At 72.0% G+C, this 14,910-nt stretch carries 13 protein-coding genes; 5 read left to right on the forward strand and 8 right to left on the reverse strand.

The window, feature by feature from the left end; translation table 11 throughout:
• Positions 1-61 precede the first annotated feature (61 nt).
• Entirely contained in the window at positions 62-1,786 is a 1,725-nt protein-coding gene (locus ACZ3I4_RS35275) for an L-lactate permease (protein WP_465386421.1), read from the forward strand.
• Here the strand turns inward: ACZ3I4_RS35275 and ACZ3I4_RS35280 are convergent.
• Positions 1,719-3,638, reverse strand: coding sequence for a CHAT domain-containing protein (locus ACZ3I4_RS35280; RefSeq protein ID WP_465386422.1), 1,920 nt, complete (start codon positions 3,636-3,638; stop codon positions 1,719-1,721). The two genes, ACZ3I4_RS35275 and ACZ3I4_RS35280, sit on opposite strands and share 68 nt — an antisense overlap.
• Position 3,639: 1 nt before the next feature.
• Positions 3,640-4,356 carry a hypothetical protein gene (locus tag ACZ3I4_RS35285; RefSeq protein ID WP_465386423.1) on the reverse strand — a complete coding sequence of 239 codons (717 nt, stop codon included), beginning with the start codon at positions 4,354-4,356 and terminating at the stop codon, positions 3,640-3,642.
• Positions 4,357-4,514: 158 nt separating this feature from the next.
• On the opposite strand from ACZ3I4_RS35285, the gene ACZ3I4_RS35290 reads away from it, so the two are divergent.
• The gene (locus ACZ3I4_RS35290; RefSeq protein ID WP_465386424.1) at positions 4,515-5,333 is read left to right on the forward strand and encodes a S1 family peptidase; all 819 of its coding nucleotides are present in this window, start codon (positions 4,515-4,517) and stop codon (positions 5,331-5,333) included.
• Between the two features lie 12 nt (positions 5,334-5,345).
• Here the strand turns inward: ACZ3I4_RS35290 and ACZ3I4_RS35295 are convergent, their stop codons facing one another.
• The 6 genes from ACZ3I4_RS35295 to ACZ3I4_RS35320 all read right to left on the reverse strand — a co-directional run bounded on the left by ACZ3I4_RS35295 (position 5,346) and on the right by ACZ3I4_RS35320 (position 9,880).
• Complete coding sequence (locus ACZ3I4_RS35295) at positions 5,346-5,729, reverse strand: VOC family protein (protein WP_465386425.1); 384 nt, start codon at positions 5,727-5,729, stop codon at positions 5,346-5,348.
• A 10-nt stretch (positions 5,730-5,739) separates the two neighbouring features.
• Positions 5,740-6,525 (reverse strand): hypothetical protein, encoded by a 786-nt coding sequence (locus ACZ3I4_RS35300; protein WP_465386426.1) that lies wholly within the window; start codon positions 6,523-6,525, stop codon positions 5,740-5,742.
• A gap of 104 nt (positions 6,526-6,629) precedes the next feature.
• The gene (locus tag ACZ3I4_RS35305; RefSeq protein ID WP_465386427.1) at positions 6,630-6,917 is read right to left on the reverse strand and encodes a hypothetical protein; all 288 of its coding nucleotides are present in this window, start codon (positions 6,915-6,917) and stop codon (positions 6,630-6,632) included.
• Positions 6,918-6,968: 51 nt separating this feature from the next.
• Entirely contained in the window at positions 6,969-7,445 is a 477-nt protein-coding gene (locus ACZ3I4_RS35310) for a permease-like cell division protein FtsX (protein WP_465386428.1), read from the reverse strand.
• Between the two features lie 48 nt (positions 7,446-7,493).
• Complete coding sequence (locus tag ACZ3I4_RS35315) at positions 7,494-8,504, reverse strand: polysaccharide deacetylase family protein (protein WP_465386429.1); 1,011 nt, start codon at positions 8,502-8,504, stop codon at positions 7,494-7,496.
• A gap of 179 nt (positions 8,505-8,683) precedes the next feature.
• The gene (locus ACZ3I4_RS35320; RefSeq protein ID WP_465386430.1) at positions 8,684-9,880 is read right to left on the reverse strand and encodes a YncE family protein; all 1,197 of its coding nucleotides are present in this window, start codon (positions 9,878-9,880) and stop codon (positions 8,684-8,686) included.
• 73 nt (positions 9,881-9,953) lie between these two features.
• Here ACZ3I4_RS35320 and ACZ3I4_RS35325 point away from each other — a divergent pair, with 73 nt between their 5' ends.
• The 3 genes from ACZ3I4_RS35325 to ACZ3I4_RS35335 all read left to right on the forward strand — a co-directional run bounded on the left by ACZ3I4_RS35325 (position 9,954) and on the right by ACZ3I4_RS35335 (position 14,897).
• Positions 9,954-10,541: an RNA polymerase sigma factor gene (locus ACZ3I4_RS35325; protein ID WP_465386431.1), complete on the forward strand. Its 588-nt coding sequence runs from the start codon at positions 9,954-9,956 to the stop codon at positions 10,539-10,541.
• On the forward strand, positions 10,534-11,259 hold the full coding sequence (locus tag ACZ3I4_RS35330; protein ID WP_465386432.1) for a hypothetical protein: 726 nt from the start codon (positions 10,534-10,536) through the stop codon (positions 11,257-11,259). Before ACZ3I4_RS35325 ends, ACZ3I4_RS35330 begins: the two co-directional genes overlap by 8 nt.
• A gap of 113 nt (positions 11,260-11,372) precedes the next feature.
• On the forward strand, positions 11,373-14,897 hold the full coding sequence (locus ACZ3I4_RS35335; RefSeq protein WP_465386433.1) for a S8 family peptidase: 3,525 nt from the start codon (positions 11,373-11,375) through the stop codon (positions 14,895-14,897).
• Positions 14,898-14,910: the final 13 nt, after the last annotated feature.

The raw sequence follows: 14,910 nt of genomic DNA on the forward strand, positions 1-14,910 counted from the left end.
TGCGCTCCCGGCCGATCGGGGTGACCATGACGGTTCGACCGGCGAACATTGATCCTCCTGGATGGCGATCATGTTTGATCAGTTTCAGATCGTGACCGATCCCGTTGGGGACTCCGTCGCGGTTTCCGCGATCTTCGCGGTGCTGCCCCTGCTCACCCTGTTCGTGCTGCTCGGCGCCGTACGCATGCGGGCCTGGCTGGCCGGGGTGATCTCCCTGATCGTGGCCCTCGTCGTCGCCGTGGCCGTCTATGCGATGCCGGTCGGCCAGGCCCTGCTGTCGGCCTCCGAGGGTGCCGCGTTCGGCTTCTTCCCGATCCTGTGGATCGTCATCAACGCGATCTGGGTCTACAACCTGACCGTCGTCAGCGGCCACTTCGACGTGCTGCGCCGCTCGATGGAACGCGTCAGCCCGGACATGCGCATCCAGGCCGTGATCGTGGCCTTCTGCTTCGGCGCCCTGCTCGAGGCCCTGGCCGGTTTCGGCACGCCGGTCGCCGTGACCGTGGTGATGCTGATGGCGCTGGGCTTCCGGCCCATCCAGGCCGCCGCCGTGGCGCTGATCGCCAACACCGCCCCGGTCGCGTTCGGCGCGCTGGCCACCCCGATCACCACGCTGGGCACGGTGACCTCGGGCGCGGCCGACGACCCGCGGCTGAACGCGGACACGCTGGGCGCGATGGTCGGGCGGCAGACCCCGGTGCTGGCCGTCGTCGTGCCGCTCGTGCTGGTGGCGGTGATCGACGGCAAACGCGGCGTGCGGCAGACCTGGCCGGTCGCGCTGGTGGCCGGCGTCGTCTTCGCGGGCGCGCAGTTCGTCGCGTCCAACTTCATCTCGGTGCCGCTGACCGACATCATCGCGGCCCTGCTGGCCGCCGCGGCCGTCATGCTGCTGCTCCGCTTCTGGCGCCCGGCCGAGTCGCCCGATTTGTCCGCGCGCGAAGAACGCGACCGGCACGCGCGAGAAGAACCGGCTCCGGGGTCGCCCAGCCAGGGAATGTCCGCGGTCCGCGTGGCCGAGGCTCCCCGGGACACCGCGGCCGACGTGGCCCGGGCCTACGCGCCCTACCTGATCATCATCGTGATCTTCTCGATCGCCAACCTCGGCCCGATCAAGTCGGCGCTGGCCCGGGAACCGTGGACGACCGCGTTTGCCTGGCCCGGCCTCGACATCCTCGGCGCCAGTGGCAAGCCCCTGGCCTCCACCACCTTCACGCTCGGCTGGCTGCCCGCCGCCGGCACCCTGATGATCCTGGCCGGCCTCCTCACCGCCGTGATCCTGCGGGTCGGCCCGGCCCAGGCGATCAGAGCCTACGGCCGGACGTACGTCGAACTGCGCCACGCGATCGTCACGGTGATGGCCGTCCTGGCCCTCGCGTACGTGCTCAACCAGTCGGGCCAGACCAACACGCTGGGCGAGTTCCTGGCCCAGGCCGGCGGCTTCTTCGTGTTCCTCTCCTCGATCCTGGGCTGGATCGGGGTGGCCGTGACCGGCTCCGACACGTCGGCCAACGCGCTCTTCGGCGCCCTGCAGGTGCAGACCGCGGCCGACGCCGGGCTCGACCCCGTGCTGCTGGCCGCGGCCAACTCCTCGGGCGGGGTGCTCGGCAAGATGATCAGCCCGCAGAACCTGGCCATCGCGGCCTCGGCGGTGGGCATGGCCGGCAAGGAGGGCGACATCTTCCGCCGGGTGGTCGGCTGGAGCGTCGCCTTGCTGCTGGTCATGTGCGTTCTGGTGACGCTGCAGGGGACCCCGGTGCTCGACTGGATGGTCCCGACAACGCCCTGAGCCGTTCCAGCAGCCGCGCCGCGTCGGCGGTCAGATCGCCGCCGGAGCCCGGGAAGTAGCCGTGCCCGGTCGTCCACCAGCGCAGGTAGCGGCCGAACTGGCGGATCGTGGAGTCGACCGGGAACGGGTCGTCGGCCGGCCACTGCGCCCGCGTGCGCACCACCAGCTCGGCCAGCTGTTCCTCGGCCTCGTCGAGGGTCCGGGTGCGACCGGCGAACGGCGCCAGCAGCAGCAGTTCGGCCAGCGATCCGGGCGCCCAGGCGTCGTCGTCGGCCTCGGCCGCCTCGCGGGCGGCGTACCACTGGCCGACCCGCTCGATGCGGCCGGTCAGTGCCGCCTCCAGCGACAGTGCCTGCACGCCGTGCCAGTGCTGGGACAGGTTGCCGGTGAAGCCCTGCAGATACCACCGCCGGGCCTCGGCCAGCCCTTGGCGGGCCACGACCTCCCAGCCGCCGGTCTCGCCCAGCCGGGCCCGCTGGAACGCCAGCTCGGCGAACCTCTTTTGCGCGCTGCCGAGGATGCCGAGATTTTCCAGCCGGGCCGCCTCGGCCGGCGCGGCCACCGTGCCCTCGACGTAGCCCTGCAGCGACGCGATGCGCGAGCCCAGCTGCTCGGCGACCGTGTCGTACGCCGCCGGATCGGTGATGCCCTCGTTGACCAGGCGGTCCGACCACAATTGAGCCGTACGCAACGACGCCATCCCGGCTTGCATGGCGACCTCGTAGAGCCGGTCCTGATAGTCCTCGGGCAGTTGCACGTACGCCACCAGGCCGGCCCAGTCGTGCGCGGTGTCGCCGCCCTCGCGATGCAGCCGGACGCGCGCCTCGTGCAGCGCCTGGCGCACGTCGGCCCCGCTCAGCAGCAGGTCGTAGAAGCTGCGCGCGAAGGTGTTGGACCCGGCGAAGGTCAGCGGGAACTGCGAGGCCAGCACGACCGGCACACCCGAGACGTGCAGCGCGTGGGCGAGGCTGCCGCCGCCGGTGACGCTGTTCGACTCGTTGCCGCCGTCGCAGACCGCGAGCGTCACGACGACCGGGCCCGGCTCGACCGACTGCAGGACGTCGCGCAGCATGTCCGGCGTGACCTGCGCCATCGTACGGTCGTCGTCGTCGAACAGCGCGACGCCGAACGCGGGCTCGAAGCGGTCCCCGACGTCGCAGCCGTGGGCGAGGACGTGCAGGTGGGTGTAGGGCCGTCCCTCGGCCGCGGCGGCCCGGGCGGTGTCCCGGATGCGGCTCAGACTGGCCCGGTCGATCGTGGTGAGCATGCGGCGGCTGTCGCGCACCGCGTCGGCCAGCCCGGGGATCGGCAGCGGCTCGCTCCACGGTTTGAGCGCGTCGCGCAGGGCCGCCCGGTGCGCCTCGAGCGGCACCGGCCGGCCCGCGCCGACCGGGGAGGCGGCGGCGAGCAGCACCCGGGGCTTCGACCACCAGATCGGGCGTTCGCCGTGGATGCCGGTGCGCACCCGGCGGGTCAGCACGAGCGGCGGGTCCGAGGTGGCGAAGACGGGCCGGCCGTGCCCGTCCACGGCCAGCTCGAACGGCAGCGCGCTCAGCTCGGCCGCGTTGGTGACCAGGTCGATCTGCACCGGCTCGTCGCCGGCCTCGCAGCGGCCCAGCACCTCGCTGACCGCGCGGGACAGCTCCTTCAATGCTTCGTCGCGGCGGCCCTCGTCGTGTTCGACGGCGTAGCGCAGGTGGTCGAGCCGGCGCAGGAACTCGCCGTGGCCGATCGGGATGCGCACCTCGGTGACCGGCTCGTTGCCCCGGGCCCGCAGGAACCGGTCGCCCCGGCGCAGCATGCCCGAGTCCTGGTCGTCGAAGCGGAAGAACTCGATCAGCTCGGAGCGCATCTCAGACGTCGTCCTCCAGCTCGTCGCCGGTCTCGAACTCCACCTGCTCGTCCGCGTCGCCCGCACGCAGCACGTCGGTGCCGCCGGTGAACATCCGTAGCTTGAACAGCCGCAGCCCGACCACCCCGGACGCGCCGATCACCTCGAGTCCGGCCGCCCGCTCGCCCGAGAGCGTGATGCCGCCCTGTGCCTGGCCCAGCTCGAGCAGGTGCAGCACGTCGGCCGTGGCGCTCAGCTCGAACGCGGAGTTCGCCTCGCGCGACGAGATGATCGTGCAGCCCTGAGCGGCGTACGTCGAGAACACCACCCGGTATTTACGGCGCCAACCCTCGGCATTTCGAAGCGCCGCACCGACTTTGGCAACGTCCTCGATGGACTTGACGGCCAGCACGGGCGCGTCGATGTAGAACGAGTCCTTTGTGGAGAACTCGATGCGGATCGACGCCTCGAGGTCGACCATCGGGATGTTCGGCACCTCGGCGCCGGCCACGAATCGAGTGACGCGCGTGCCGTCGGAACGGAAGCGCAGCTTGGCCGGCGCCCCCGCCGCGGGCACGAACGAGACACCGTATTCGGCGATGTTGCCCATCTTGACGAAGACGCCGTCGCTGACCGCGCCGTAGTCGCCCAGCGCAAAGGTGTTGGTCACCGGCATCCAGGCCGCGTGCACGTCGAGCTCGGAGTGCAGGACCTTGCTGAACTTCCGGGCCGTGCCCATGATCGCGCTCCCCGCCTCGGCCGATGGAAGGGTCCATCGTGGCCCGTCCGGCCCGGCCGCACAACAGACCGTAGGTATGACCCCAATGTTATTGATTGACATCAATTTTTAGCGGTGCGAGGGTACGGGCGTCGTCAGGTACCAGAAGGGACAACCCCATGCGCGTACGACGGTTCCTCGTCACCGCCGCCGCCGCGATCGCCGGCATCACCGGCCTCGTGGCAGCACCGGCCCAGGCGGTCGCCGCCACCACCCTCGCCAACACCATCGCGCTGAGCAACTGCTCGGCCTCGCTGGTGCGCTACCCGTCCTCGGTGAGCAGCGATCGAGCCATGATGCTGACCAACGGCCACTGCTACGAGGGCGGCTTCCTGAGCGCCGGGCAGGTGCTGCAGAACCGCACCTCGTCCCGCTCGGGCACGCTGCTCAACAGCACCGGCGGGTCGCTCGGAACCGTCCGCGCCGACCGCGTGCTCTACGCCACGATGACCGGCACGGACGTCGCGCTCTACCGCCTGACCAGCACCTTTGCCACGCTGCAGAGCCGGTACGGCGCGACCGCGCTGACCATCGCGAGCAGCCGCCCGGCCGCCGGCGCCGCCATCGCGATCCCGTCGAGCTACTGGAAGCGGATCTGGAACTGCAAGATCGACGCCTTCGTCCCGCAGCTGCGTGAGGGGGAGTGGACCTGGCGCGACTCGATCCGGTACGACACCGCCTGCGACACCATCCACGGCACGTCGGGCTCGCCCATCGTCAGCGCCTCGAGCGGTCAGATCGTCGGGATCAACAACACCGGCAACGACGACGGCGAGCGCTGCACGGTCAACAACCCCTGTGAGGTGGCCGCTGACGGCACAATCACGGTTTCCCAGGGGCAGAGCTACGGCGAGCAGACCTATTGGTTCACAACGTGTCTGAGCGCCACCCGCACGATCGACCTGAACAAGTCGGGCTGCCTGCTCACCCGGCCCTGACCCCGGGCGGCCTCAGGCGACGCAGAACTCGTTGCCCTCGGGGTCGAGCATGAGCACGTGTCCCAGCTGGTCGCCGTAGTGCTCGGTGCGGATCTCGCTCGCGCCCGCGGCGACCAGCTCGGCCACCTTGGCGCGGATCAGGCGGGCGCGGTCGCCGGCATCCCACGGAGGCTCGCCGGCCACCCGGATGTCGATGTGCACCCGATTCTTCGTGGTCTTGACCTCGGGCACCCGCAGGAAACTGATCGCCGGGCCGCGGCCCTCGGGGTCGACGATCGAGGCGCCGTCGGGCTCGTCGTAACCCTCCTCGGGCACGTAGCCCAGGGCCTGCGCCCAGAAGGCGGCCAGCCGATGCGGATCGGAGGCGTCCCCGCCGAGCGTCCAGTGCGTGGCCATAAGCGGCACCCTAGTGCCAGATCGCCGCCACCGCTGGCTCGCTCGCGGCCGCGGTGATCGACATGCGCGCCGGCACCTGGCGGCGCAGCTCGGCGGCCCGGCCGGCCGCGATCCAGGACTCCTGCCGCAGGCTGTCGCTGGTCCGGCGGGCCAGCGTGGCGTCGTGCCGGGCGGTGGCCTCGGCCGCGACGGCCCGCTCGTAGCGGTCCCGCAGGTGGCCGGCCGCGGCCCGGAAGACCACCAGCTCCTGCTCCAGCGGGTGCAGCCGGGCGTCCCACCCGGCCCGGCCGGCCAGCGCGTCGGCGACCGCGGCGGCCGGCAGCCAGCCGTTGTCGGCCGCGGTGCGCACCGCCTTGTGCAGGAAGCGCTCGCGGGCCGCGTACTCGGTCGGGGTCTGCGCGCTCCACGGCGTGCCGAAGACCGCCGCCGCCCGCCGCACCCGCAGCCGGGCGTCCGCGTCGAGCCAGGCCTGCCAGGCCTCGGTCACCTCGTCGGTGGCCGTCTCCCACCGCTCGTGCCACCGCTCGGCGGCCAGCGCGGCCCGGTCGGCGGCGACCCGCACCTCCTCGGCGAACTGGGTGGCGGCCAGCGCCTCGAGGGCGGTCTCGCGGATCCGCTCGCCCCGGCCGCCCGGCAGCCGCAGGAACCGGGCCAGCGACCGCAGCGCCTGGCCCGGGTTGCGCATCGCCTCGGGGCTGGCCAGCACCAGCACGGCGGGCAGGGTGAGGATCCACAGGGTGGCCCAGATGGCGGCCGGGGCCGGGGTGGTCAGCAGCATTTCCGCAACAACGTTCATCGCCAGGTCGTCCTGTCCGCGTCGAAATGAAGGTGCGCGCGGTCCATCTCAGCGGGACGGCGCGAGCGGCGACCACGGGCGGCCGGACGGCCGTCAGCGCGTGATCAGGCGAGAACGAACGGCGGGGCGCGGGAGCCGGTGACTCCGGCGGCGCGCTGCGCGGTGAGGGCCCGGGTGCGGTCGGCGACGGCGCCCGGCGTACGGGAAACGGCCGGCTCGGCCTCTTCGACGTGAGTGTCGGCTGTGGAATCCGGTGTGGCGGAGGCGCTGTGGCCCACGCCCGCGGACGAAAGCACCTGTGATGTCGTCTGCGGCGCGGTCAGGCCCAGCGTCAGCAGCAGGAGCAGAGGCAACGCCCGCAGCAGAACGCCGCGGAGTGAGTTCGTTGCCATGTCGTTAATGTACGGATTTGGGGGCAAAAACCCGATTCGCCACTCCGAAGATCATTGCGGAACCTTCTTGAGCAGCTCCCGGCATTCGTCGGTGGTGAGACAGCCGACGACGGCGTCCTGGACGCCCGGCAGGTTCTTGATGTTGGCCATGTCGGTGCCGTCGCGCACCGCGCGCACCGCGTCGACCGAGCGCATGTGCACCCGATACGACTCGGGCAGCGAATCCTCGGTCACCGACTCGACGAACTCCGGGTCGTCGGACCAGAGATCCAGGAAGCGCTTGTACGCCTCGGCGCGGGTCTCGAACTGCAGTTCCTTGAGGTCCGCCAGCCCGCCCAGGTAGCTCTCGATGTTCGTCTTCTGCGCGGCGGTGACGTCGTGGCGGAGGAACACCGAGAACACCGGGTCCTCGCCCAGCAGCTTCTCGATCTTCTTGTCCTTCTTGTCCTCCTCGCCGTCGAACAGGCCGCAGCCGGTCAGGCCGAGCAGCGCGAAAACGGCGAGGAAGGTGATCAGCAGGCGGCGCACGGGCCGGACTCTAACAAGCAGAAGTCCGGCCCGGCGCATCGACTGACGTCAGGCCGTACGGCAGGAAAGCGACGGCCACGTCCAGTTGCCGCCGTGCTGGATGGTGAGACCGAACGTGTTGCCGCTGCCGTTGGGTCGCGCGGTCATCACCAGGCCGGTGCTGTCGTAGCTCACCGACGCGTTCCAGGTCGCGATGACGCGCTGCGGCGAGCGCAGGGTGACGGTGACGACCCAGTTGCTCGCGCCGCTCACCGCGATCGAGCCGTTGAAGCGGTCCGACCACTGCTGCCCGGCGGTGTACGTGGTGGTGCAGGACCCGCCACCGGTCGGCGGGGGAGTGGTCGGCGGGGGTGTGGTCGGGCCGGAACCGCCCGAGGGCGCGACGGCCCGGCCGGTGGACGACGAGATCATGCCGGCGCACAGGCCGCGCTGGGCCAGGCCGGACGCGATCTGCGGGATCGCCGCGATGGTGGTCGCGTAGTTGTCGTGCATCAGGATCAGCTGCCCGTTGGTCAGCCTCGACGCCGCCTGCACGATCTGCGCGGTGCTGGCGCCGTTCCAGTCCTGCGAATCGACGTCCCAGGTCACCGTGCGCAGCCCGAGCGCCGAGGCGGCCGACTGCAGGGTCCCGTTGGTTTCCCCGTACGGAGGCCGGAAGATCGTCGGGGTGCCGCCGCCCCCGTTGCGGATCGCCGTCTGGGTGCGCGACAGCTCGGAGGACATGTCGGCCTGGCTCAGATTGAGCATGTGCGGGTGGGTGTAGCTGTGGTTGCCGACCCACATGCCCGCCGAGACCTGGGCCGCGACGAGGCCGGGATTGGCCGCCGCGTTCTGCCCGGTGTTGAACATCGTGGCCCGCAATCCGTTGCTGCGCAACGTGTTCAGCAGCTGCGTGGTGGTGCTCGGATTGGGCCCGTCGTCGTAGGTCAGGCCGACGTAGCCGTTCTGGCAACTGGCCGCCTGGGCCGGCGGGGCGGCCAAAGCGACCGCGCCCACGCCGGCCAGCAGCGCGGCCGCGGTGGTGAGGAGCAGGGATCGAGGACGGATCCATCTGGTCACGGGGATTCACCTTCGTCGTGGTCGGGGGAGCGCGGCGCCGGTGGCGGCACTACGCGATCGACGTACGTCGTTGTGACCCCCATTCTTGGGAGCACGTCCAGGGTGAGTCAACCGTGTACTTCCGGAAAGTTTCGCCTTATCAGAAGGCATTTGAAGAATGCATCGCCCGTAACTTTCGGTCATCTAACGGAAAGTACCGCGGTCAAGTTGTCGGCCCGGGCCCGGCCCAGCAGCGAGCCGGACGCCGTGTCGAGCCAGACCACCTCGTCGTCGCCGCCGGCGTAGAGCCGGGCCCCGTCCCGGCTCAGGCGCAGACCGCGGGCCGCGGCCGGCAGGGTCCACGAGCCCACCGGACGGTCGCCCTCGAGCACCCGCACGGTCGCGCCGTCGGCCGCGAAGAGCCGGGCCCCGAAGGCCAGGCTCGCCGCGCCCCGGCCTGCCGGGATCCGGGCGACCCGGTCGATGGCCAGCGTCTCGGCGCCGGCCAGCGCGATCGACCCGGAAGCGGTGTCCAGCACGGCGATCCGCTGCGCGTCGACGGCCAGCGCGTGCCCCTCGGCCGGCCCCCGCCCGAACGGATCGGGCAGATCCAGGCAGTACGCCCACCGCTCGGCGAGCTGCAGCACGTGGACGAACGCGTGCACGTGGCTGCGGGTGCCGTTGAGCAGGTTGCGGGTGTGCTGGTGCCCGGGCTGGTGGGTGTAGAGCGTGTAGAGCGTCTGCCGGGCGGCCGAATACACCGCCTGCCGGCCCCGGCCGCGCATCTGCTCCTCGGCGCCCTCGGGAACGGGCCGCTTGTCCCGCGTGAGCAGCGGACCGACCCGGCCGTCGTGAAGGTCCAGCAGCCGTACGCGGTAGTGGTCGGGCTTCGCGGCCGGAAGCCAGTCGAGCACGAAGAGACCCTGGCCGTCGGTCGTGAAGGCGTCCGGCTCGACACAGCCGGGCAGGGTGAACTTTCGCGGCCCGCCCGGATCGACGACCAGCAGCGGTGACGTCGCGCGGCCGGCGGGCGGGTCGGCCGAGGCGGTGGGGGCCAGCACACACGCGTTGCCGGACTCGGCGACCACCCGGGGCACCCATCCACCCCCGATCGACTCCTTTTGGAGGGGTGCCCCGGTCGCCGCGTCCACCCGGGTCAGGCCGGCGCCGTCGGCGACGTAGGCGATCGCGCCGTCCCGGCTCAGCACCGACCGGGCGCCGAGAGGCCGCATCTCCGCGCCCGCAAGCCGCAGGATGCCGTTGCGGCTTCCGGCCAGCAGCACGTCCGGGACCGTCGAGGTCACGGCGGCGGCGGCCCGGGGCTCGCGGCAACCGGCCAGGGCCGAGGCGGCGAGCACGCCACCGGACAGGGTGAGGAACGAGCGGCGTGTGGTCATGCCTGGGAGACACCACGAATCCGCGACAGGTTCCGGGAACCCTTTTCCCGCGGCCGGTGTCAGTGCAGTGTCGGTGCGACCACAGGAGCTCAGGCTGAGAGACACCATCGAAATCGACGACGCCACGGCGGTGAGCCGGGCACGGGCAGGCGATCTGGGGGCGTACGAGGTCCTCGTCGCCCGCTACACCGTGGCCGCGCACCGGGCCGCGGTGCTGCTCGGCGCGGGCGACGACGCCGACGATGTGGTGCAGGAGGCGCTGGTGAAGGCGTACCGGCAGTTGTCGCGCTACCGCGGCGAATCCGGCTTCCGCCCGTGGCTGCTGGCCATCGTGGCCAACGAGACCCGCAACCTGCACCGGTCGCGCCGCCGCCGGGACGGGCTGGCCCTGCGCGCGGCCACCGCCTCCGAGCCGCGGCCCGACGAGCCCGACCCGGCCGACACCGTGATGGCCCGCGAGCGCCGCGAACGCCTCGTCGACCGGCTTCGGCTGCTCGGCCCGCGCGACCGCGACGTGCTGGTCTGCCGCTACCTGCTCGACCTCAGCGAACAGGAGACGGCGGCGGCGCTGGGCGTGCCCAAGGGAACCGTGAAGTCGCGTACCGCGCGGGCCCTGACCCGGCTGCGCGAGCACCTGCGCGAGGAGGTGCCCGGTGCCTGACCACCACGACGACCTGATCGCCGAACTGCGCGACCTCGACCCCTTCCTGGCCGTGCCCGAGGCGGCCGACCAGCGCGCCGCCGTGCGTTCCCGGCTCTCCGTTCCCGTACGCGGACGGCGGTGGCGGATCTATCTGGCCTCGGCGCTGGCCGCCCTGGCCGTGACCGTGACCGCCGTCGAACCCGCGCGCGCCGCGGTCGTCGACGCGGTCGTCCAGGTGCTCCAGGTGGCCGGCATCGAGGTGCGCCGCTCGGCCCAGCCCGCGCCGCCCGCCCCGGCGCCGAGCCCGTTGCCCTCGTCCGGCGCGGTCACGCTGGAGCAGGCCCGGCAGCGGGCGCCGTTCACCGTCAAGTTGCCGTCCGCGCTCGGCCCGCCCGAACGCGTCGAACTGGCCGACCCCGACGACAACGGCGTGCCCCGGGTGGTCAGCGCCGTCTATCGGGGCGGCGCCGTGCGCTTCGACCAGTTCGCGGGCTCGGCCGGCGTGTTCTTCAAGCAGGCGCCGCAGGCCGAGTGGACCGACGTGAACGGGGACATGGCCATCTGGCTGGCCCAGCCGCACACGCTGACCTACGTCGACCGGACCGGCACGGACCGCACCGCCACCGCCCGGCTCGCCACGCCCACGCTGATCTGGGAGAAGGAACTGGTGACGTACCGGCTGGAGGGCTTCACCACGCTCGAGGAGGCGAAGGCAACAGCCCGGACACTCGGCTGAAATCGACGGCTGTCCACATCGCGCCATGTCGCCTCTGCGGCACGGCGAACATCTCCCGGCCGCACATCGACCGACTTCAGAATGCGTTCACCGCGAACGTGAGGGAGTCGGCCTTGAGACCATCGAAACGCCTGACCGGGGCTCTGGCGGCCGGACTCCTGATCGGAGCCGGCAGCGTCGCCGTGACCCCGCCAGGTCCCGCCGCCGCGGCCACCCCGGCCGCACCGAAGACCGCCCAGGCGATCACGCTGATCACCGGCGATGTCGTCCAGCTCGTGCCTTCGGGCGACGGGCGGGTGGCGGCGTCGGTGCGGCCGGGACCCGGACGCGAGCGCATGTCGTTCTCGACCGTCGAAACCAAGGACGGCGTACGGGTCGTGCCGGCCGACGCCGTGCCGCTGCTGGCCGCCGGGCGCGTCGACGCCGAGCTCTTCGACGTCCAGCGGCTGATCGACCAGGGCTACGGCGATGCCGCCCGCGACACGCTTCCGCTGATCGTCAAGTCGGCTCAGGGCAACACCGCGGCCCGTACGCTCGGCGCCTCGTCCGGCACCGCGCTGCCCAGCCTCGGGGCCGTGGCCGTGCGTGCCGGCAAGGATTCGCTCGCGGGCTTCTGGCGTACGCAAGCCGCGGCGGGAAGCGGAGCACGGACCGCGACCACCGACCGGATCTGGCTCGACGGCCGGGTCAAGCCGGCGCTCGACCGCAGCACCGCGCAGATCGGCGCGCCCGCGGCCTGGAAGGCTGGGCTGGACGGCCGCGGCGTGACGGTGGCCGTGCTCGACACCGGCGCCGACCAGAACCACCCCGACCTGGCCGGGCGCATCGCCGAGGCCCGCGACTTCAGCGGCAGCCCCGACACCGCCGACCACTTCGGGCACGGCACCCACGTGGCGGCCACGGTCGCCGGCTCGGGCGCGGGTTCGAACGGCACCCGCAAGGGCGTCGCCCCGGGCGCGAAACTGCTGATCGGCAAGGTGCTCGACGACAGCGGCTCCGGCTACGAGTCCGGGATCATCTCGGGCATGGAGTGGGCCACGAGCTCCGGGGCCAAGGTCGTCAACATGAGCCTGGGCGGCGGCGCGACCGACGGCACCGACCCGATGAGCGCCGCGGTCGACGAGCTCAGCGCCTCCACCGGCGCGCTGTTCGTGGTGGCCGCGGGCAACGAGGGCGCCGACTACAGCGTGGGCACGCCCGGCGCGGCCCCGAGCGCCCTGACCGTCGGCGCGGTCGACCGCGACAATCGGATGGCCGACTTCTCCAGCCGCGGCCCGCGCCTCGGCGACGAGGGGCTCAAACCCGAGATCACCGCGCCCGGCGTCGGCATCGTGGCCGCCCGGGCCGCCGGCACCACGATGGGCGATCCGGTCGACGAGCTCTACACCGCCGCGTCCGGCACCTCGATGGCCACGCCGCACGTGGCCGGGGCGGCCGCGATCGTGGCCCAGCAGCACCCGGGCTGGACCGGCTCCCAGATCAAGGACGAGCTGGTCAGCACGGCCGTGACGACGGCGAACACGCCGGTCTATGCGCAGGGCGCGGGCCGGGTCGACCTCGCGCGGGCCGTCGGGTCGGACCTCTCGGGCACGGGGGTGGCCGACTTCGGGCTGCACGCGCTCGGCGATCCGGCCGTGACCCGCACGGTGACCTACACCAACACGGGCCCGGCGCCGGTGACGCTGACCCTGCGGTCCTCGCTGCCGCAGATCACCGCCTCGGCCGCGACGCTGACCGTGCCCGCCGGTGGCCGCGCCGGCGTCACCCTCACCTGGGATCTGCCGCACGTCGAACCCGGACAGCTCAGCGGCTGGCTGACCGCGACCGGGCCCGGCGGGGTGCTGGTGACGACCGCGCTCGGCGGCACGCTCGACCGCGAGCGGCACCTCGTGACGTTCAAGGCCGTCGACCGGTCCGGCCGGCCCGCGAGCGTGCCCGCGCTGCAGGTGTTCGGCGACGACCGCCGGTTCGACGTGCTCGACTTCCTGATGACCGGCGAGACCAAGACGTTCCAGCTGGCCGAGGGCGACTATCTGGTCGACGCCACGATCCCGGACGGCGCGCCCCTGGACGAGCAGGACACCCTGGTCACCATCCCCGAGCTGAAGGTCGACCGGGACCTGACCGTGCTGCTCGACGCCCGCACGGCCCGGCCGATCCGGATCGAGACGCCCAGGCCGGCCGAGCAGCGGACGGTGGAGAGCTACTACGTGCACCGGGTCACCGGCAGCGGCCGGGGGATCATCAACGGCTTCATGAACTTCAGCGCGGTCCAGAAGATCAACGTGACGCCGACCGCGAAGCTGCGCAAGGGCCGCTACGAGTTCTCCTCGCGCTGGCAGCTCGTGGCCCCGCTGGTGCAGGCGGACATCCCGGGCGTGACCGGCGAGCTCGACATCAATCTGGTCGTCAACTCGCCGGCGTACGAGGGAACTCGCCGTTTTGATCTGGTCAGGGGCCTCGGCGGGAAGGTGCGCGGCAAGGCGGTGCTGATCGAGTCGGACAACCCGGACGAGGCTTCGCAGGCGGCGGCCGCGGCCGGAGCGGCGGTGGCCCTGGTCGTGCTGCCCGCCGACCGCAGTGCCTGGCAGCCCTGGGACCCGAGCAGCGAGGCGCGCACGCCGATTCCGACAGCGCTGGTGGCCTACGACGACGGGCAGCGGATCCTGACCCGCGCGGCCCGGCCCGGTGCGAGCATCTCGCTCACGCTGACGACCAACAGCCCCTACCTGTACGACGTCTTCCAGGTCTCCAAGGACCGGGTGCCGAGCGGGATCGTGCACAGGGTGACGGCGGCCAACTCGTACCGGATCAGCTCGCGGTACGCGGACAACGGCGGCTTCGACTGGATCCGCGAGCAGCGCTTCGGGTGGCGGCCGTATCAGGAGTACTCGTGGAACGACACGCAGCGCGACGTGCGTACGCCGACGGTCCGTGAGGAGTGGGTGTCGACCGGTGACACGGTGTGGCAGCACCAGGTTCACCACCAGTTCCCGTGGAGCAACCTGGGTGGCAGCTTGCAGGGTGGCATCGCCGAGGATCCGATCTCGTACGCCCGGGCCGGCTCGTCATCGGAGACCTGGTACGCGCCGGTCGTGCGGCCGGCCACGCCGTCGGGGCACGCCGGCACCCGCACCGGCAATACTCTGAAGCTGCGGATGGCCTCCTTCGTGGACAGCAGCGACCGGCACTATCTCGTCACGGACTCCGGGGCCCGGCTGTTCCGCAACGGCACGCTCGTGACCGAACTGCCGAACGGCTGGCAGGACGTGACAGTGCCGGCCGGCCCGGCCACCTATCGCCTCGACATGGCCACCACCCGCGGCGGCGACGACTGGCTCTACGGCACGTCGACGTCGACCTCGTGGACCTTCACGTCGCGCGCCGACGGGACGCTTCCGCTGCTCCAGGCCTCGTACGGGCTGGGACCGCTCCTGACCGTCAAGGTGCCCGGCGCCCGGCGGATCTCGGTCGCCACCTCGGCCGACGACGGGGTCACCTGGAAACCGGCCGCCATGATCGGCTCGACGGTCCTCGTGCCGCCCGGGCGCGGTCCGGTGTCGTTGCGGGTGACCGCCTCCGACAAGTCCGGCAACTCGGTCGAGCAGACCGTGATCCGGGCCTACGGCCGATCATGAGGCCGCTGACCGA

The sequence above is a fragment of the Actinoplanes sp. NPDC021490 genome (genome assembly GCF_055562135.1).

What these genes read in the sequence shown, in the direction of transcription:
- ACZ3I4_RS35275 (WP_465386421.1), top strand. Translation starts at nt 62, where the DNA reads ATGGCGATCATGTTTGATCAGTTTCAGATCGTGACCGATCCCGTTGGG.
- ACZ3I4_RS35280 (WP_465386422.1), bottom strand. Translation starts at nt 3,638, where the DNA reads ATGCGCTCCGAGCTGATCGAGTTCTTCCGCTTCGACGACCAGGACTCG.
- ACZ3I4_RS35285 (WP_465386423.1), bottom strand. Translation starts at nt 4,356, where the DNA reads ATGGGCACGGCCCGGAAGTTCAGCAAGGTCCTGCACTCCGAGCTCGAC.
- ACZ3I4_RS35290 (WP_465386424.1), top strand. Translation starts at nt 4,515, where the DNA reads ATGCGCGTACGACGGTTCCTCGTCACCGCCGCCGCCGCGATCGCCGGC.
- ACZ3I4_RS35295 (WP_465386425.1), bottom strand. Translation starts at nt 5,729, where the DNA reads ATGGCCACGCACTGGACGCTCGGCGGGGACGCCTCCGATCCGCATCGG.
- ACZ3I4_RS35300 (WP_465386426.1), bottom strand. Translation starts at nt 6,525, where the DNA reads ATGAACGTTGTTGCGGAAATGCTGCTGACCACCCCGGCCCCGGCCGCC.
- ACZ3I4_RS35305 (WP_465386427.1), bottom strand. Translation starts at nt 6,917, where the DNA reads ATGGCAACGAACTCACTCCGCGGCGTTCTGCTGCGGGCGTTGCCTCTG.
- ACZ3I4_RS35320 (WP_465386430.1), bottom strand. Translation starts at nt 9,880, where the DNA reads ATGACCACACGCCGCTCGTTCCTCACCCTGTCCGGTGGCGTGCTCGCC.